Origin of the sequence: Microbacterium sp. SLBN-111, from assembly GCF_049739645.1 — a bacterium.
GTDB lineage: Bacteria > Actinomycetota > Actinomycetes > Actinomycetales > Microbacteriaceae > Microbacterium.
Map to the genome: position 1 here is coordinate 371,718 of NZ_JBMGQH010000001.1, position 17,332 is coordinate 389,049.

Genomic DNA, 17,332 nt, shown 5'->3' on the forward strand with positions numbered 1-17,332 from the left:
CCGAGTCGGCGGGAATGAATCCGTGTCGGCGGTGTTGATTAGACTTCGACCAAGCAATACGTGCTCCGGGGTCGGTGTGAATCCGAACCGGCGGTGACAGTCCGCGAACCCCTCCGCTCCGGCGGTGGGGCCGATCCGGTGGAATTCCGGAACCGACGGTGATGAGGCGAGTGATCTCCTCTAGTCCGGATAGGAGGCAGCACGGTCGGCGCGCCGCGCCGTGCCACCCTGCGCTCCTGCCCCGTTCACGAGGGGAAGGACAGGGAAGATGGCATCCGCCGCCGAAACAGACGCCATGCGCCGCGCGCTGCGTCTCGCGCGGAACGGCCCCCGCGGTCTCAACCCGCAGGTCGGCGCCGTGATCCTCTCCCCCGCCGGCGAGGTGCTCGCCGAGGGCTACCACCGCGGCGCGGGCACCGCGCACGCCGAGGTCGACGCGCTCTCGAAGCTCGCGCCCGGCGAAGCCCGCGGTGCGACCGCGGTCGTCACGCTCGAACCGTGCAACCACACCGGACGCACCGGGCCCTGCGCGGTCGCGCTGCTCGAGGCGGGGGTTTCGCGGGTCGTGTACGCCCTCGACGACCCCACGGATGCCGCGGCCGGCGGCGCCGAGCGGCTCCGGAACGGAGGCGTCGACGTCGAGGCGGGCCTCGAGCGCGACGCCGCGACCGAGCTCGTCCGCGACTGGGTGCACCTGCAGCGCACCGGCCGTCCCCGCGTGACCGTGAAGTGGGCGCAGAGTCTCGACGGCCGCGCCGCCGCGGACGACGGGTCGAGCCAGTGGATCACCGGTCCCGTCGCGCGCCGCGACGTGCACGACCGCCGCGCCGCCGCGGACGCGATCCTCGCCGGCACCGGCACGGTGCTCGCCGACGACCCTGCGCTGACCGCGCGCGACGCGGACGGCGCCCTGCTCCCGCAGCAGCCCGTCCCCGTGATCGTGGGCGAGTCCGAGATCCCCGAAGATGCCGCGGTCCACCGCCACCCGCGCGAGGCGCTCTTCTTCCCCACGCACGACCTCGGCGCGGTCCTCGACGACCTCGGCGGCCGTGGCATCCAGACCGTCTTCGTCGAGGGCGGTCCGACCCTCGAGAGCGCGATGCTGCGCGAGGGGCTGGCCGACGAGGTGCTCGTCTACCTCGCCCCCGTGCTGCTGGGCGGCTCGCGGCTCGCGCTCGGCGACCTCGGCGTGCCGGACATCGGTTCGGCCCGGCGGCTCGAGGTGGCATCCATCGACATCCTCGGCGACGACATCCGCGTCGTCGCCCGTCCCGTCCACGACACCCAGGGAGACTCCTGATGTTCACCGGAATCGTCGAAGAGATCGGCGAGATCACCGCGGTCGAGCCCGCCGGAGACGGCGTACGCGTGACCGTGAAGGCCCCGCTCTCCGTGTCGGACGCCGGCCACGGCGACTCGATCGCGGTCAGCGGCGTGTGCCTCACGGTCGTCGACCAGGGCCCCGACTGGTTCACCGCCGACGTCATGAAGCAGACGCTCGACATGTCGACGCTCGCGGGCGTCGGCGCGGGTCGCGCCGTCAACCTCGAGCGCGCGACCGCCGCGCACGGTCGCCTCGGCGGTCACATCGTGCAGGGCCACATCGACGGCACCGGTGTCGTCCGCGAGGTGCGACCGGGCGCGCAGTGGAGCGTCGTGCGCATCGGCATCCCTCCGCACCTGGCTCCGCTCGTGGTCGACAAGGGGTCGATCGCGATCGACGGCGTCTCGCTGACCGTCAGCTCCGTGAGCGAGGCCGCCGACCCCGAGCCGTGGCTCGAGGTGTCGCTGATCCCCGAGACGCTCGAGGCGACGACCCTCGGCCGCGCCGAGGCGGGCACCCCCGTCAACCTCGAGACCGACATCCTGGCCCGGCACGTGCAGCGCCTGCTGGCCTTCCGCAGCACCGAGAACCCCGCGGCCCCGGCCGCATCGACCGAGAGGGGCTCCGAATGAGCCTGTCCACCATCCCCGAGGCCCTCGAGGCCCTCCGCGCCGGGCGCCCGGTCCTGGTCGCCGACGACGAGAACCGCGAGAACGAGGGCGACGTCATCATCTCCGCACAGCTCGCGACGCCCGAGTGGCTCGCGTGGACCGTGCGCTGGTCGAGCGGCTACGTCTGCGCCCCCATGCCGGCCGACTGGGCCGACCGCCTCGACCTCCCCCCGATGGTCGAGGTCAACCAGGACGCCCGCGGCACCGCGTACACCGTGAGCGTCGACGCGGCCGAGGGCGTCGGCACCGGCATCAGCGCGGCCGACCGCGCGCACACGCTCAACGTCCTCGCCGACCCCGAGTCGGTGCCGTCGAACCTCATCCGCCCCGGTCACGTGCTGCCCCTGCGCGCGGTCGACGGCGGCGTGCGCGAGCGCGCGGGTCACACCGAAGCGGCCGTCGACCTTATGCGCCTCGCGGGTCTGCAGCCGGTCGGCGCGATCGCCGAGGTCGTGGCCGAGGACGGCAGCATGATGCGTCTCCCCGGCCTCATGGAGCTCGGCGAGCGCGACGGCATCCCGGTCATCACGATCGAGATGCTCATCGCGTACCTGAACGAGACCGAGCCCGTCGAGGCCGCGCCGGTCCCCCGCCGTCGCGTGAGCCTGCGCGCCGAGGCCAACGTCCCGACGTCGCACGGCACGTTCCGCTTCCTCGCGTACAAGGACCGCGTCACCGGCACCGACCACCTCGCAGTGGTCTCCGGCGAGATTACCGACGAGGCCCCCCTCGTACGCGTGCACTCGGAGTGCCTGACCGGTGAGGCATTCGGCTCGCTCAAGTGCGAGTGCGGCCCGCAGCTGGATGCCGCGCTCGACACGATCGACCGCGAGGGCGGCATCGTCATCTACATGCGCGGCCACGAGGGGCGCGGCATCGGCCTCATCAACAAGCTGCGCGCGTACAGCCTGCAGGAGCGGGGCCTGGACACCGTGGATGCCAACCTGGCCCTGGGCCTCCCCGCGGACGCGCGCGACTACGCCGCCGCCGCTGGCATCCTGACCGACCTCGGTGTCGAGCAGGTGCGTCTGCTGACGAACAACACCGACAAGGTGGCGCAGCTGCGCAGCTTCGGCCTCGACGTCGTCGAGCAGGTCCCCCTGCTCGTGGGCGTCGGCCCCAACAACCACCAGTACCTCGAGACGAAGCGTGACCGGATGGGTCACATCATCGCCGAGGACGATCTGCGCGACGCGCTCGCGCACATGAAGGAAGGACTCGTCTGATGGCGGGAAGCGGAGCACCCGAGACCGGCGGAATCGACGCGACGGGACTGAACGTCGTCGTCGTCGCGGGCACGTGGCACGAGGTCATCACCGACGGACTGATCGCGGGAGCGAAGCGGGTCCTGGATGCCACGGGCGCGACGTACCGCGTCGTGCGCGTGCCGGGCTCGTTCGAGCTGCCCGTCGCCGCGGTGGCGGCGTTCGAGGGCGGGGCGGACGCGGTCGTGGCGTTGGGCGTCATCATCCGCGGCGGCACGCCGCACTTCGAGTACGTCTCGTCGGCGGCCACCGACGGCCTCACCCGCGTCGCGATCGACGCCGGGAAGCCCGTCGGCTTCGGCGTGCTGACCCTCGACGACGAGCAGCAGGGCCTGGACCGCGCCGGGCTCGAGGGCTCGAAGGAGGACAAGGGCGCCGAGGCGGCCGACGCCGCCCTCCGCACCGCTCTGGTGCTGCGCGACCTGCGCGGCTGAGCCCCGACACCGCACGGCGCGTCTCCCCGTCACGGTGAGGCGCGCCTTGCTGGCGCGGGGGCCGTGGCATCCCTAAGGTGACGGGCATGGAGATCCTGCGTCACGTCGTCGTCGTCATCCACCTGGTCGGGTTCGCGGTGCTGTTCGGCGCATGGGTCGTCGAGGCCGTCGCCCGCCGGGTCCAGGTCACGCGCCTGATGAGCTACGGCCTGCTGATCTCGCTCGTCGCCGGCCTCATTCTGGCCGCACCGTGGGGGCTCGAGTACGAGCTCAACTACACCAAGCTCGGCGTGAAGCTCGTGGTGCTCATCGTCATCGGTGCGCTCCTCGGCATCGGTTCGGCGCGGCAGAAGCGCACGGGGTCCGTTCCGCCGGTGCTTTTCTGGCTCGTCGGCCCGCTGACGCTGCTGAACGCGGCGATCGCCGTCATCTGGCGCTGACTCCGCAGACCGCCGGGGCCCTCTCGGCGAGCGCATAGACTGGAGGGTCTGGACCCACACCCGGGTCCCTCCCGGTGCCCCCCGCCGCGCGCCCGGACACGCACACCTGCCGCGTCCGCTCCACGCCACCGCTGCGCCCTCACGACGGACGCGATCGCTCGATCTCTCGTCAGGCCCCCATGACCACTTCGTCCACCCCTGCAACCCGCTCCTCGTCGGCTCCCGCCAATCCCCGCTCGCGTGTCATCACCGCGAGCCTCATCGGCACGACGATCGAGTTCTACGACTTCTACGCCTACGCGACGGCCGCGGTCCTCGTCTTCCCGGTGCTCTTCTTCCCCACCGGCAACGAGACGACGTCGCTCCTCCTCTCCTTCAGCGTCTTCGGCGCCGCCATGGTCGCGCGCCCCCTCGGCGCGATCGTCTTCGGCCACTTCGGCGACCGATTCGGTCGCAAGGCCACCCTCGTGGCATCCCTCCTCACGATGGGTGTCGCCACCTTCCTGATCGGATGCCTCCCGACGGTCAACGAGATCGGCGTGTGGGCGGCCGTCCTGCTGCTGATCATGCGCCTCGCGCAGGGCTTCGCCCTCGGCGGCGAGTGGTCGGGCGCGGCGCTCGTCGCGACCGAGAACGCCCCGAAGGGCAAGCGCGCCTGGTACGGCACGTTCCCGCAGCTCGGCGCGCCGATCGGCTTCATCATCGCCAACGGCATCTTCCTCATCATCAACTTCGCGCTCCCGCACCCGGACGGCACCGCGCAGCGGTCCGCCGAGTTCCTCGCGTGGGGCTGGCGCGTGCCGTTCCTGTTCTCGGCGGTCATGGTGATCGTGGGCCTGTGGGTGCGTCTCCGCCTCGTCGAGAGCGAGTCGTTCGCAAAGGCCGAGAAGAGCGGCGTGATCCGCAAGTTCCCGCTCGGCGAGGTCATACGTCGCAACTGGGTGCAGCTGATCCTCGGCACGTTCATCATGCTGGCGACGTACGTGCTCTTCTACCTCATGACGAGCTTCACGCTGTCGTACGGCACCAAGCCGACGGAGGCCGCGGCGGCTGCCGCGGCCGAGAAGGCGGGGACGCCGTTCGACGCCGCCGCCTACGTGCCCGGCCTCGGCTTCGGCTATACGGACTTCGTGATCATGCAGATCGTCGGGGTCGTGTTCTTCGGCATCTTCACGCTCCTGTCCGGGCCGCTCGCCGACCGCATCGGGCGCAAGCGTCTGCTCCTCGGCGTCACCGTCGCGATCATCCTGTTCGGCCTGACGTTCGCGTTCTTCCTGCTGCCGCAGGCGGATGCCGGTCTCACCCGCGTGTACGTGCAGGCGTTCCTCATCATCGGGTTCCTGCTGATGGGCACGACGTTCGGCCCGATGGGCGCGGTCCTGCCCGAGCTGTTCCCGACCAACACCCGCTACACCGGTTCGGCGATCTCGTACAACGTCTCGTCGATCCTCGGTGCCGCGCTCGCGCCGATCGTCGCGGTGGCCCTGTGGGCGGCCGGGGGTGGCAACCCGTGGCTCGTCGGCGTGTACCTCTCCGTGATGGGCGTCCTGACGCTCATCGCCGTCGCGCTCTCTCCCGAGACGAAGGACGTCGCGTACGACGACAACCTCGCCGCCGGAGCGATCGCGCCGTAACCGGTTCCGCGGAGAACATCGGATGCCACGGGGCCTCGGCCTCGTGGCATCCGTCGCTCTTCCGTCGATGGGGTGTGCCGGACTCCGGAGATTTCGTGTGTCGCGGTCGCTCGCTCGCGCCGATTGCCGAGTTGCGGGTCGAATCTCCGGAGTTCGGCACACCGACGAACGGAGTCGACCGGCGGTGTCGGCGGGGCGAGGTACGGTCGGAGGGATCGCATTTCTACCCCGAGGTGAGCATGTCTCTGTCCGCTCCCGCCCGTGGCCGCCGCGGCCGCCGCGCACCCGAGGGCCCGCGCGCGTCCTTCCGCCAACTGCTGCCCTTCCTCGCCGAGCACACGCGCACGCTGATCGTCGTCGGGGTGCTGAGCATCCTCGGCGCCGGCGCCACCCTGGTGCAGCCTCTGCTCGTCGGCCAGGTCATCTCGCGCGTGCAGCAGTCCGTGCCGCTCGGCGCGCTCGTGTGGCTGCTGGTGGGTTTCGTCGTGCTGTCGTCGCTGATCTCGGGCTACCAGCACTATCTGCTGCAGCGCACCGGCACCGCGGTCGTGTACTCCAGCCGGCGCCGGCTCATCGCGCGGATCCTGCACCTGCCGATCAGCGAGTTCGACGCTCGCCGAACCGGCGACCTCGTCTCGCGCGTCGGCACCGACACGACCCTCCTCTACGCCGTCCTCACGCAGGGGCTCGCGGATGCGGTCGGCAACGCGCTCATCCTCGTCGGGGCGGTCATCGCGATGGCGTTCATCGACCCGCTGCTCCTCGGGCTCATCGTGCTCGTCCTCGGCGCGTCGATCGCGACCGTGGGGATCCTCAGCACGCGCATCCGGGCCGCGTCGGCGGCGCAGCAGGAGAAGGTCGGGGAGCTGGCATCCGGTGTCGAACGCGCGGTCGGGTCGATCCGCACGATCCGGGCCGCGGGCGCGACCGACCGCGAGGTCGCGAACGTCACCGCCGCAGCGACCGAGGCGTACGGCGCGGGCGTGCGCATCGCGCGCGTCTCCGCGATGATCGTGCCGGTCGCGGGGATCGCGCTGCAGGTGTCGCTGCTCGTCGTGCTCGGTGTCGGCGGGTTCCGCGTGGCATCCGGCGCCATCGACGTCGCGTCTCTCGTCACGTTCGTGATCTTCCTGTTCCTGCTCGTGCAGCCGCTCGCCTCGGCGATCGGCGCGATCACGTCCGTGAACCAGGCCCTGGGCGCGCTCGGCCGCATCCAGGAGGTGCTCGACCTCCCCCTCGAAGAGGACGGCGACGAGCCCGGAACCACGGAGCCCGGAGCGGATGCCGCGGCGATCGAGTTCCGCGACGTGCGGTTCCGCTACCCCGACCACGTCGTGAAGGCGCGCGAGGCCGCGGCGCAGGAGGCGCGATCCGTGCTCGCGCAGGCGCACCTCGATCGCGCCGCGGAGGAGGCCACGACCGAGGCGGCGGACGAGGAGCGCGAGGTCCTGCGCGGGGTGTCATTCACCGTTCCGCGAGGCGCGCGCGTCGCGCTCGTCGGTCCCTCCGGCGCGGGCAAGAGCACCGTGCTGTCGCTCGTCGAGCGGTTCTACGACCCGACGGCGGGGGCGATCCTGGTCGACGGTGTCGACGCCCGCGAACTCCCGCGCGAGGCGCTGCGCGCCCGCTTCGGCTACGTCGAGCAGGACGCCCCGACCCTGGCCGGCACGATCGCCGACAATCTGCGGCTCGCGTCGCCCGAGGCATCCGACGCCGAGTGCGAGCGCGTGCTGCGCGCGGTCAACCTCGGCGACGTGCTGGAGCGCAGCCCGCTCGGTGTCGACGCCCCAGTGGGCGAGGACGGCGTGATGCTCTCCGGCGGCGAACGTCAGCGGCTCGCGATCGCGCGGGCGCTGCTGGCCGCTCCCCCGGTGCTCCTGCTCGACGAGTCGACGTCGTCGCTCGACGGCGTGAACGAGCAGCGCATGCGCGAGGCGATCGACGCCGTCGCCACCGGCCGGACGCTGCTCGTCATCGCGCACCGCCTCTCCACGGTCGTGGACAGCGACCTCATCGTGGTCCTCGAGCACGGACGCGTCGTCGGCCAGGGTACGCACAGCGAGCTCGTGGCATCCGTCCCCCTCTACCGCGAGCTCGCGAAGCACCAGCTGCTGGTGTGAGGCCGCGCCGGCGCGGCGCCGAGACTGCATGCGCGTGACATCTCGGTTGCAGCCTGCGGCGGTTTCGTCAGGCGCGTGCAGTCTCGCGGAACCGCGCGACCGGGACCCCCGCGCCGCGCGGCCGCAACGCTCACGCACGAAAGACGACGCCCCTCCCGCGCGCCAAGAGCAGGGAGGGGCGTCGAGTTCGCGCCCGCCTCGCGCCGCGACACGGCGGGCGAGGCGGGCGGGTCGGTGGGCTAGCCGCGCTGCAGGCGGTAGCGGAGCGAGGCCAGCTCGGCGCGAAGGGCGGCCGGGAGGTGGCTGCCGAAGGTGTCGAAGAACTCCTCGGTGAGGTCGGCCTCGGCCAGCCACGACGCGGTGTCGATCGCGAAGAGCTCCTCGAGGTCGGCGGCGGGCAGGTCGAGACCCGACAGCTCGAGGTCCTCGACTTTGGGCAGACGGCCGATGGGGCTGTCCACGGCACCGACCTGGCCGTCGACGCGGCGGATGATCCAGTCGATCACGCGCGCGTTGTCGCCGAACCCGGGCCACAGGAACCGGCCGTCGTCGCCCTTGCGGAACCAGTTGACCTGGAAGATGCGGGGCGCGCGGTCGAAGCGCAGCTTCTCGCCGACCTTGAGCCAGTGGCCGAAGTAGTCGCCCATGTTGTACCCGCAGAACGGCAGCATCGCGAACGGGTCGCGGCGCAGCTCGCCGACGGTGCCCTCCTGTGCGGCGGTCTTCTCACTCGACACCGTCGAGCCGAGGAAGACGCCGTGCGACCAGTCCGTGGCCTCGAGCACGAGGGGGACGTTCGTGGCACGACGACCGCCGAACAGGATGACGTCGAGCGGGACACCCTCCGGCGTCTCCCAGTCGACCGCGATCTGCGGGCACTGTGCGGCCGCGACGGTGAAGCGCGAGTTGGGGTGCGCCGCGGGTCGACCCGACGCCGGGGTCCAGTCCTTGCCCTCCCAGTCGATGAGCTGCGGCGGAGCCTCGTCGGTCAGCCCTTCCCACCACACGTCGCCGTCGGGACGCAGCGCGACGTTCGTGAAGATCGTGTTGCCCCACAGGGTCTCGACCGCGGTGACGTTCGTGGACTCGCCCGTGCCGGGAGCGACGCCGAAGAAGCCGGCCTCGGGGTTGATGGCCCAGAGGCGCCCGTCCTCGCCGGGGCGGATCCAGGTGATGTCGTCGCCGAGCGTCTCGACGCGCCAGCCGGGGATCGTCGGCCGCAGCATCGCGAGGTTCGTCTTGCCGCACGCCGACGGGAACGCCGCCGCCACGTGGTACGCCTTGCCCTTCGGGTCGATGACGCGGATGAGGAGCATGTGCTCGGCGAGCCAGCCCTCGTCGCGGCCGATCACCGACGCGATGCGCAACGCGAAGCACTTCTTCGCGAGGATCGCGTTGCCGCCGTAGCCCGAGCCGAACGACCACACCTCGAGCGTGTCGGGGAAGTGCACGATGTACTTCTCGTCGTTGCACGGCCACGCGACATCCGCCTCGCCGGGCCCGAGGGGCGCACCGACCGAGTGCACGGTCTTGACCCACGGCGCGCCCGCGGCGATCCGCTCGAGCACCGCGGTGCCGACGCGCGTCATGATGCCGATGGATGCCACGGCGTAGGCGCTGTCCGTGATCTGCACGCCGATGTGGCTCAGCGGACCGCCGACCGTCCCCATCGAGAAGGGCACGACGTACATCGTGCGTCCGCGCATCGAGCCCTCGAAGACACCGTCCAGCGTCTCGCGGATCTCGGCCGGGGCGATCCAGTTGTTGGTGGGTCCGGCATCCTCTTCGCTCTCCGAGGCGATGTAGGTGCGCGATTCGAGTCGGGCGACGTCGCTCGGGTGCGAGCGGGCCAGGTAGGAGCCGGGCCGCCACTCGGGGTTGAGCTTGATGAGCTTGCCCTCGTCGACCATCTCGCGCAGCAGCGCGTCGTTCTCGGCCGCCGAGCCGTCGACCCAGTGGATGCGGTCGGGCTGGGTGAGAGCGGCGACCTGGTCGACCCAGGCGGTGAGGGCGGCGAGTCCGGGACCCTCGACGGAAGGACGGATGCCATGGCCCGGGCGGGCGGAGCGGGAAGAGGGGGCCGTGCGGCCGGAGGGGCGTCCGGCGAAGATGTCGGCGAGTGCCATGTCGATCTCCTCGATTGAGAGCGAATTCGGTGGTCTTCCTCCACTGTGCGACTCTGAGACACGACTTTCGAGGGATTTCCGGCGCAAGAAACGTCGATCTTTCGCTATCGTCAAGGAATGGCCTCGTCGCTCGAACTCACCACGCTGGGACACCGGATCCGTCACCACCGACTCGCGCGCGGATACACGCTCGACGAGCTCGGGGCCCTCGTCGGGGTCGCCGGCAGCCAGCTCAGCCTGATCGAGAACGGCAAGCGCGAACCGAAGCTGTCGCTCCTTCCAGGAGATCGCGCGCGCCACCGAGACCGAGGTCACCGAGCTGCTCTCCACGGAACCGCCGAACCGTCGCGCGGCACTCGAGATCGAACTCGAGCGGGCCCAATCCAGCCCGTTCTTCCGACAGCTCGGCATTCCTCCGATCCGGGTCACCAAAGGCACGAGCGACGAGACGATCGAGGCAGTGCTGGGCCTGCATCGCGAGCTGCAGCGACGCGAGCGCGAGACGATCGCGAGCCCGGAGGAAGCGCGGCGCGCCAACACCGAACTGCGTCTGCGCATGCGCGCGCTCGACAATCACCTCCCCGACATCGAGAAGCTCGCCGAGAAGCAGCTCCGAGCCGCCGGGCACACCTCGGGCGCCCTGACCCACCGGACGGTGAGCGTCATGGCGGAGCAGCTGGGGTTCGAGCTCATCTACGTGGCGGACCTGCCCCACTCGGCGCGGTCGGTCACCGACCTCGAGAACGGACGCATCTACCTCCCCCCGGCATCCATCCCCGGGCGGACACGGCCTGCGCTCCATGGCGCTACAAGCGATGGCGCACCGTCTGCTCGGCCACCGCCCGCCCACCGACTACGCCGACTTCCTGCAGCAGCGGCTGGAGATCAACTACTACGCCGCGTGCTGCCTCATGCCCGAGACGAACTCCGTCGCGTTCCTCGCGCAGGCGAAGAAAGACCGCAACCTCGCGGTGGAGGACTTCCGCGACGCCTTCGGCGTGACGCACGAGGCCGCCGCGATGCGCATGACGAACCTCATGACGACGCATCTCGGCATCCGTCAGCACTTCCTGCGGGTCGACGGCGACGGGGCGATCTCACGCGTCTACGAGAACGACGGGCTCCCGCTGCCGACGGATGTCACGGGGTCGGTCGAGGGGCAGATCGTGTGCAAGAAGTTCTCGGCGCGCGCCGCGTTCGCCGAGCACAACCGCACCACCGAGCACTACCAGTACACCGACACCCCCGCCGGGACGTTCTGGTGCTCGACCCAGACGGGCACGACCTCGGACGGCGACTTCTCCATCACCGTCGGTGTGCCGTTCGACGACGCCCGGTGGTTCCGCGGCCGCGAGACGACGACCCGCGGCATCTCGCGCTGCCCCGACGAGTCGTGCTGCCGCCGCCCCGACTCCGAGGCCGCGCAGCGCTGGCAGGGCAAGGCGTGGCCGAGCGCCCGCGTGCACCGGCACATGTTCTCGCCGCTCCCCCGCGGCATGTTCCCCGGCGTCGACGACGCCGAGGTCTTCGCATTCCTCGACCGGCACGCCTCCCCGTCCGACGCGTAGGGCCGGTAGCGACGCCTGAGAACGGCGGATGCCACGGCCCCGACGCTCCGAAGAGCGCGGGGCCGTGGCATCCGGGGTATCAGGCGTAGGGGTTCGCCGTGAGCGTGTACTTCGTCTGCAGGTACTCGTGGATGCCCTCGTCGCCGCCCTCGCGGCCGAGGCCGGACTGCTTCCAGCCACCGAACGGGGCCGCGGCGTTGGAGACGACCCCGACATTCAGGCCCATCATCCCGGTCTCGAGGCGCTCGATCATGCGCTGTCCGCGCGCGAGCGACTCGGTGAAGACGTAGGACACGAGGCCGTACTCGGTGTCGTTGGCGATCCGCACGGCGTCGTCCTCGGTGTCGAAGGGGACGATCGCGAGCACCGGTCCGAAGATCTCCTCGCGGAGGATCTCGCTGCCGGGCTGCACGTCCGACACGACGGTGGGCTCGAAGAACGTTCCGGGTCCGTCGACCGGCGAACCGCCGGTCGTGACCGTGGCGCCGCGCTCGACGGCATCCCCGACGAGGGTCTTCGCCTTGTCCACCGCGCGGTCGTCGATCAGGGGTCCGATCTGTACGCCCTCCTCGGTGCCGCGCCCGATCTTCATGCCCTGCACGCGCTCGGTGACGCGACGCGTGAACTCCTCGACGATCGAGCGCTGCACGATGAAGCGGTTGGCCGCGGTGCACGCCTGGCCGATGTTGCGGAACTTCGCGAGCATCGCGCCGTCGACCGCCTTGTCGAGGTCGGCGTCGTCGAACACGACGAACGGGGCGTTGCCGCCGAGTTCCATCGAGGTGCGGAGCACGCCGGGGGCGGCCTGCTGCAGCAGCTTCACGCCGACCGGCGTGGAGCCGGTGAACGACAGCTTCCGCAGGCGCGGATCGGAGATGATGCGCTCCGAGACGGGGCCGGTGCTCGTGGTGGTCACGACGTTGACGACACCGGCCGGGACGCCCGCGTCCTGGAGGATCTGCGCGAAGAACAGCGTCGTGAGGGGCGTGAGCGTCGCTGGCTTGATCACGACGGTGCAGCCGGCGGCGAGCGCGGGCGCGATCTTGCGCGTCGCCATCGCGAGCGGGAAGTTCCACGGGGTGATGAGGTAGCAGGGCCCGACCGGGTGCTGCGTCACGATCATGCGACCGGTGCCCTCGGGGTTCGCGCCGTAACGGCCCTGGGTGTGGGCGGTGACCTCGCTGAACCAGCGCAGGAACTCGCCGCCGTAGCCGACCTCGCCGCGCGCCTCGGCGAGGGGCTTCCCCATCTCGAGGGTCATCAGCAGCGCGACGTCCTCCTTACGCTCCTGCAGCAGGTCGAACGCGCGACGGAGGATCTCGGCACGCTCGCGCGCGGGAGTCGCCGCCCAGGACGGGAACGCGTCCGCCGCGGCATCCATCGCGGCCACACCGTCGGCGACCGAGGCGTCGGCGATCTCGCGGATGACCTCGCCGGTCGCGGGGTCGCTGACCTTCACGGTCTTGCCGCCCTCCGCCGCGCGCCACTCGCCATTGATCAGCAAGCCGGTGGGCACGGATGCCAGCAGTTCGCTCTCGCGCGAATCGGTCATGGGTCCTCCTGGGTCGGTGCGGGTCTCCCCGCTCATTCTGGCCAGCCCGCCGGGCCGCGCCGATATACGTTGCGTACAACTGGGCGCCGCTCGTCGCCGCCGCGTCCAGGCCGTGGCATCCACCCCGCCGCCGCCCTCCGGATAAACGCTGCTGCTCGGCGGAAACGCCGCGTCCGGGCGTTTCCGCCGAGCGGGAGCGTTTATGGGGGGAGGGGTGCCGACCACGGATGCGCCCGAGTAGGGGGACGCGCGCCGGCTCACCTGGACGCGCCGACGACCATCGCGCCGGCGAGGAACCGCTCCAGCGCCTCCGGCTGCGACAGCGGCAGCACGTGCGCGACGTACTGGTCGGGGCGGACGAGCACCACCGCCCCGTCGGCGCCGATGCCGCGCTCGGCGAAGATGTCGGCGCTCGTCCAGGCCGAGGGCGCCGCAGCGAACACCTTCTCGTGATCGGTGAGTCCGAGCGGGCCCGAGCGCGGCCGGAACAGCGTGGGTACGTCGGCGACGTCCTCCCACCGCCCGGGGTACACGACCTTGGCATCGAACACCGCGTCGAGGTCGGCTCCGTCCGGTGTGAACTGCTCGACGATCCCCCGCGCGGCAGCGGCCCAGGAGCGGAGCGCCGAGCCGTCGGCATCTGCGAAGGCGTAGATCCGCCACCGGCCGTCGGCCTTCGCGTGGTGGCCGAGGTGCACGGCGTTGCCGTCGCACACGCGAACGACCTCGACGCTGTGGAATCGCTTGCCGATCGGGAACCCGGATGCCAGCTCCTGCGCCGCGTCCGCAGCGACGATCCGGGACGGACCGTACTGCGTCATGAACCCGGAGGGGAACTCGGCGGTGGCGAGGTAGTAGGTGGACAGCTCGTCGGGGTCGGTGATCTCGCCGGGCTTGCGGGCCATGAGCGAGGACCACTCGCGGTCGAAGTCGATCAGTTGCTGGGCGACCGGGCGCCGTTCGTCGTCGTACGTCCGCAGCAGCTCAGCGGGAGCGAGGCCCGTGAGCACGTGTCCCAGTTTCCAGCCGAGGTTGAAGCCGTCCTGCATCGAGACGTTCATGCCCTGCCCGGCCTTGGCGCTGTGCGTGTGGCACGCGTCGCCGGTGAGGAAGACGCGGGGGTTCTCCAAGTCGTCGACGAACTGGTCGGTCACGCGGTGACCCACCTCGTACACGCTGTGCCAGGCGACCTGCTTCACGTCGATCGAGTAGGGGTGCAGGATCTCGTTCGCGAGACGGATGATCTCCTCGATCGGCGTCTGCCGGACGCGGTGGTCGTCGTCGGCGGCGACCTCGCCCAAGTCGATGTACATCCGGCTGAGGTACCCGCCCTCGCGCGGGATGTGCAGGATGTTCCCGGCGGCGGCGGTGATCGCGCACTTGATGCGCCAGTCGGGGAAGTCCGTCTCCACCAGCACGTCCATCACGCCCCACGCGTGCTGCGCGGCGGCGCCGACGTGCGTGCGCCCGATCGCCTGGCGCACCCCGCTGCGGGCCCCGTCGCAGCCGACGACGTATCTCGCCCGGATCGTGCGCTCGCCCTCGACCGTGCGTACGCGCACCTCGACGTCGTCGTCGCCGACCGTGAGCCCCAGGAACTCCACGCCGTAGTCCGGCACGATGCGCGCCGGTCCGTGCGCGGCCGCCTCGGCGAAGTAGTCCAGCACCCGCGCCTGGTTGACGATGAGGTGCGGGAACTCGCTGATCTTGAGCGCGTAGTCCTCGGTGCGCGTCGTGCGGACGATGCGATCCGGCGCGGCGGGGTCGGGCGCCCAGAAGTTCATCCACCCGATGTTGTACGCCTCGGCGGTGATGCGGTCGGCGAAGCCGAAGGCCTGGAACGTCTCGACGCTGCGGGGCTGGATGCCATCGGCCTGGCCGAGCACGAGGCGTCCGTCGCGCTTCTCGATGAGGCGCGTCGTGACCTGCGGGAACTGCGACATCTGCGCGGCGAGGAGCATCCCGGCGGGTCCGGACCCGACGATGAGCACGTCCACCTCGTCGGGCAGCGCGGTCGGTCGGTCGATGCCCGTGCCCGCGGCGGGCTGGATGCGCGGGTCGCCGGAGACGTAGCCGTGGTGGTGGAACTGCATGGTTCTCCTGACGTCGATGTCGGGGTCACCGCGACGGCGCGGCGCTTGCGAATCCGAACGCGCGTGTTCTATATTCGAACACACCGTTCTTCTATCGAACGAGAGGCTAGCCCGCCCATGCCCGCACGGCAAGATGCGTCGCCCGCATCGCAGACGTTGAGCCGTGGCATCCGGTTGCTCGAAGAGCTCGCCGACGCGCGCGCTCCCCTGTCGATCGACGATCTCGCCGGCCGCGTCGGCCTGCACCGCTCGGTCGCGTACCGACTGCTGCGGACCCTCGAAGACCACGGGCTCGTGACGAGGGATGCCGCGGGCGCGGTGCGCCTGGGAACCGGCCTCGCCGCGCTGGCCGCCGGCGTGGCCGCCGACCTGCAGGCGGAAGCCCTCCCCGAGCTGACCGCGGCAGCGAACGACCTCGGCATGACGTGCTTCCTCGTCGTGCTCGACCACGACGAGTGCGTCACGCTCACCAGCGTCGAACCGCGGCACTCGGTCACCGCCGTGGCGCAGCGGCCGGGCGCACGGCATCCCGTCACCCGGGGCGCACCCGGCCGGGCGATCCTCGCCCAGCTGCCGCCGCGCCGCTGGCCCGACACCGTCGACGCCCGGCTCGCCGCCGAGATCGCCGAAACGGCGGAGCGCGGATGGGCGACGAGCCACGACGAAGTCGTTCCGTCGCTCCGCGCGGTGGCCGTGCCCCTGAGCGTGCACGGGCGCCAGCCCGCCTCGGTCGCCGCCGTGTACGTCGCGACCGACCTCGACGACACGGCGATCGCCGCGCGCCTGGCGACGGCCGCGGACGCCGTGAGCGTGGCGTTCTAGCCCGGGGTCAGGTGGCGAGGCCCGTTCCGCACGAGGAGCAGAAGCGCGCGCCCGACGGGTTCTCGGAACCGCAGCCGGTGCAGGTCGCGACGACCACGAGCGGCGACCCGCACTCCCCGCAGAACTTGCCACCCTGCGACTGCGCGCCGCATGCGCCGCAGCGCGGGCGCGCCTGCGTCTTCAGATCCGTGCCGCCGACGAGGTCGATCGTCTCGAGCCGCTCCTGCACCTGGCGGCGCCGCGCCTCGGCCTGCAGCTGCGCGAGTTCCTCGACCGCGATGGGCGAGCAGCGCACGCACTGCCCGACACCGTCGTTCCAGCACACGTCGTCGCAGACCCAGTCGCTGCACGCCCGGCACTGGTGGAACTTGGGCGCGATCTCGGCCGTCGCGGCCCGCAACGCCTGGTCCTTCGCCGGCGAATTCGTCCCACGGTCGAGGAGACGGTCCGCCATCGACGTGAACTGCGACAGCTGGCCGCCGAAGAGGTTGCCGATGCCGCGCGCGAGGCGCTGACCGGCGGCCCGCGGGTCGGCCCGGAAGGCGGACCGGTAGCCGTTGCCGCAGCGTTCGCAGCGGAACTCGAACTGGTAGCCGTCGGTGTTCGACAGGTCGGTGAAGTTGTCGGTGAACGGGACGAGATCGCTCATGTCACTCCTGATGGGGGGGGCGGGGGCGCCAGCGGCGCCGGATGGGGGGATGCCGCGGGTCGACCGCCGAACACGAGGTCGACGAGCGGCGCGAAGTCGTAGTCATCCGCGAAGCGCGGAGCCTGCATGAGAAGCAGGTTGTTGATGAGCATTCCGCGACCCATGAACGCCCACAGCTCGGCGTCGGACGCGCCGGTGGCGCGCAGGGTCCGGTAGACGTCGTCGAACTGGCGCCGGGACTCCGCCCCGATCACCGGCTCGGCCGTCGCCGCCGAGAAGGCGTGAGCCCACACCAACAGGGCCGCGGGGTTCGACAGCACCAGCTGCCGGTAGGCCGAACCCAGCCGGTCACCGTCGAAACCGTCCGCGACCGCAGCACTGAACGCCTCGACGATCGCGGCGGCGGCGAACGCGTGCGTGCGCACGAACAGCTCGAGCTTGGAACCGAACGTGCGGATCACGTAGGGCTGCGACACTCCCATCTCGGCGGCGACCTGCGCGGTCGAGGTGCCGAAGTAGCCCCGCGCGGCGAACGCGCGGACGGATGCCGCGAGCAACTCGGCATCGCGCGCGGGAGGTCGTCGGGGGATCGGCATCCGCGATTCTTCCGGGGGAGGCGGTGTTATCGCTTGAT

13 protein-coding genes, 1 pseudogene and 1 riboswitch are annotated in these 17,332 nt (G+C 71.2%); of the genes and pseudogenes, 9 read left to right on the plus strand and 5 right to left on the minus strand.

Annotated features, from left to right (window positions below; translation table 11 throughout):
- Positions 1 to 57 precede the first annotated feature (57 nt).
- Positions 58 to 206: riboswitch (FMN riboswitch) on the plus strand.
- Positions 207 to 268: 62 nt separating this feature from the next.
- The 7 genes from ribD to RKD05_RS01765 all read left to right on the plus strand — a co-directional run bounded on the left by ribD (position 269) and on the right by RKD05_RS01765 (position 7,888).
- Entirely contained in the window at positions 269 to 1,300 is a 1,032-nt protein-coding gene (gene ribD / locus RKD05_RS01735) for a bifunctional diaminohydroxyphosphoribosylaminopyrimidine deaminase/5-amino-6-(5-phosphoribosylamino)uracil reductase RibD (protein ID WP_424707637.1), read from the plus strand.
- Positions 1,300 to 1,956 (plus strand): riboflavin synthase, encoded by a 657-nt coding sequence (locus tag RKD05_RS01740; RefSeq protein ID WP_424707638.1) that lies wholly within the window; start codon positions 1,300 to 1,302, stop codon positions 1,954 to 1,956. Before ribD ends, RKD05_RS01740 begins: the two co-directional genes overlap by 1 nt.
- Complete coding sequence (gene ribA / locus RKD05_RS01745; RefSeq protein ID WP_424707639.1) at positions 1,953 to 3,221, plus strand: GTP cyclohydrolase II; 1,269 nt, start codon at positions 1,953 to 1,955, stop codon at positions 3,219 to 3,221. Before RKD05_RS01740 ends, ribA begins: the two co-directional genes overlap by 4 nt.
- The gene (gene ribH / locus RKD05_RS01750; RefSeq protein ID WP_022879280.1) at positions 3,221 to 3,694 is read left to right on the plus strand and encodes a 6,7-dimethyl-8-ribityllumazine synthase; all 474 of its coding nucleotides are present in this window, start codon (positions 3,221 to 3,223) and stop codon (positions 3,692 to 3,694) included. The genes ribA and ribH overlap by 1 nt, the downstream gene beginning before the upstream one ends.
- An 86-nt stretch (positions 3,695 to 3,780) precedes the next feature.
- Complete coding sequence (locus RKD05_RS01755; RefSeq protein WP_424707641.1) at positions 3,781 to 4,134, plus strand: Fe-S protein; 354 nt, start codon at positions 3,781 to 3,783, stop codon at positions 4,132 to 4,134.
- 179 nt (positions 4,135 to 4,313) lie between these two features.
- Entirely contained in the window at positions 4,314 to 5,768 is a 1,455-nt protein-coding gene (locus RKD05_RS01760) for an MFS transporter (RefSeq protein ID WP_424707642.1), read from the plus strand.
- A gap of 239 nt (positions 5,769 to 6,007) precedes the next feature.
- On the plus strand, positions 6,008 to 7,888 hold the full coding sequence (locus RKD05_RS01765) for an ABC transporter ATP-binding protein (RefSeq protein ID WP_424707644.1): 1,881 nt from the start codon (positions 6,008 to 6,010) through the stop codon (positions 7,886 to 7,888).
- A gap of 239 nt (positions 7,889 to 8,127) precedes the next feature.
- On the opposite strand, the gene RKD05_RS01770 is transcribed toward RKD05_RS01765, so the two are convergent.
- Positions 8,128 to 10,014 carry a phosphoenolpyruvate carboxykinase (GTP) gene (locus RKD05_RS01770; RefSeq protein WP_424707645.1) on the minus strand — a complete coding sequence of 629 codons (1,887 nt, stop codon included), beginning with the start codon at positions 10,012 to 10,014 and terminating at the stop codon, positions 8,128 to 8,130.
- Positions 10,015 to 10,131: 117 nt separating this feature from the next.
- Between RKD05_RS01770 and RKD05_RS01775 the strand changes: the two are divergent.
- Positions 10,132 to 11,582, plus strand: a pseudogene (locus tag RKD05_RS01775) (helix-turn-helix domain-containing protein).
- Positions 11,583 to 11,661: 79 nt separating this feature from the next.
- On the opposite strand, the gene RKD05_RS01780 reads toward RKD05_RS01775, so the two are convergent.
- Entirely contained in the window at positions 11,662 to 13,134 is a 1,473-nt protein-coding gene (locus RKD05_RS01780) for an NAD-dependent succinate-semialdehyde dehydrogenase (RefSeq protein ID WP_424707647.1), read from the minus strand.
- A gap of 257 nt (positions 13,135 to 13,391) precedes the next feature.
- Positions 13,392 to 15,227, minus strand: a complete 1,836-nt coding sequence (locus RKD05_RS01785; RefSeq protein ID WP_424707649.1) for an FAD-dependent monooxygenase — start codon at positions 15,225 to 15,227, stop codon at positions 13,392 to 13,394.
- A 117-nt stretch (positions 15,228 to 15,344) separates the two neighbouring features.
- On the opposite strand from RKD05_RS01785, the gene RKD05_RS01790 reads away from it, so the two are divergent.
- Complete coding sequence (locus RKD05_RS01790) at positions 15,345 to 16,049, plus strand: IclR family transcriptional regulator (RefSeq protein WP_424707650.1); 705 nt, start codon at positions 15,345 to 15,347, stop codon at positions 16,047 to 16,049.
- Positions 16,050 to 16,056: 7 nt separating this feature from the next.
- Here RKD05_RS01790 and RKD05_RS01795 read toward each other — a convergent pair whose 3' ends face one another.
- Together RKD05_RS01795 and RKD05_RS01800 are read right to left on the minus strand one after the other, a co-directional pair.
- On the minus strand, positions 16,057 to 16,698 hold the full coding sequence (locus RKD05_RS01795) for a zinc ribbon domain-containing protein (protein ID WP_424707651.1): 642 nt from the start codon (positions 16,696 to 16,698) through the stop codon (positions 16,057 to 16,059).
- Positions 16,695 to 17,294, minus strand: a complete 600-nt coding sequence (locus tag RKD05_RS01800) for a TetR/AcrR family transcriptional regulator (RefSeq protein WP_424707652.1) — start codon at positions 17,292 to 17,294, stop codon at positions 16,695 to 16,697. The genes RKD05_RS01795 and RKD05_RS01800 overlap by 4 nt, the downstream gene beginning before the upstream one ends.
- Between the last annotated feature and the right edge of the window lie 38 nt (positions 17,295 to 17,332).

Bases quoted from the DNA above. Each gene is read 5' to 3' on its own strand.
- RKD05_RS01790 (WP_424707650.1), top strand. From the start codon at position 15,345: ATGCCCGCACGGCAAGATGCGTCGCCCGCATCGCAGACGTTGAGCCGT.
- RKD05_RS01760 (WP_424707642.1), top strand. From the start codon at position 4,314: ATGACCACTTCGTCCACCCCTGCAACCCGCTCCTCGTCGGCTCCCGCC.
- ribA (WP_424707639.1), top strand. From the start codon at position 1,953: ATGAGCCTGTCCACCATCCCCGAGGCCCTCGAGGCCCTCCGCGCCGGG.
- RKD05_RS01740 (WP_424707638.1), top strand. From the start codon at position 1,300: ATGTTCACCGGAATCGTCGAAGAGATCGGCGAGATCACCGCGGTCGAG.
- RKD05_RS01755 (WP_424707641.1), top strand. From the start codon at position 3,781: ATGGAGATCCTGCGTCACGTCGTCGTCGTCATCCACCTGGTCGGGTTC.
- RKD05_RS01770 (WP_424707645.1), bottom strand. From the start codon at position 10,014: ATGGCACTCGCCGACATCTTCGCCGGACGCCCCTCCGGCCGCACGGCC.
- RKD05_RS01765 (WP_424707644.1), top strand. From the start codon at position 6,008: ATGTCTCTGTCCGCTCCCGCCCGTGGCCGCCGCGGCCGCCGCGCACCC.
- ribD (WP_424707637.1), top strand. From the start codon at position 269: ATGGCATCCGCCGCCGAAACAGACGCCATGCGCCGCGCGCTGCGTCTC.
- RKD05_RS01795 (WP_424707651.1), bottom strand. From the start codon at position 16,698: ATGAGCGATCTCGTCCCGTTCACCGACAACTTCACCGACCTGTCGAAC.
- RKD05_RS01785 (WP_424707649.1), bottom strand. From the start codon at position 15,227: ATGCAGTTCCACCACCACGGCTACGTCTCCGGCGACCCGCGCATCCAG.
- ribH (WP_022879280.1), top strand. From the start codon at position 3,221: ATGGCGGGAAGCGGAGCACCCGAGACCGGCGGAATCGACGCGACGGGA.
- RKD05_RS01780 (WP_424707647.1), bottom strand. From the start codon at position 13,134: ATGACCGATTCGCGCGAGAGCGAACTGCTGGCATCCGTGCCCACCGGC.
- RKD05_RS01800 (WP_424707652.1), bottom strand. From the start codon at position 17,294: ATGCCGATCCCCCGACGACCTCCCGCGCGCGATGCCGAGTTGCTCGCG.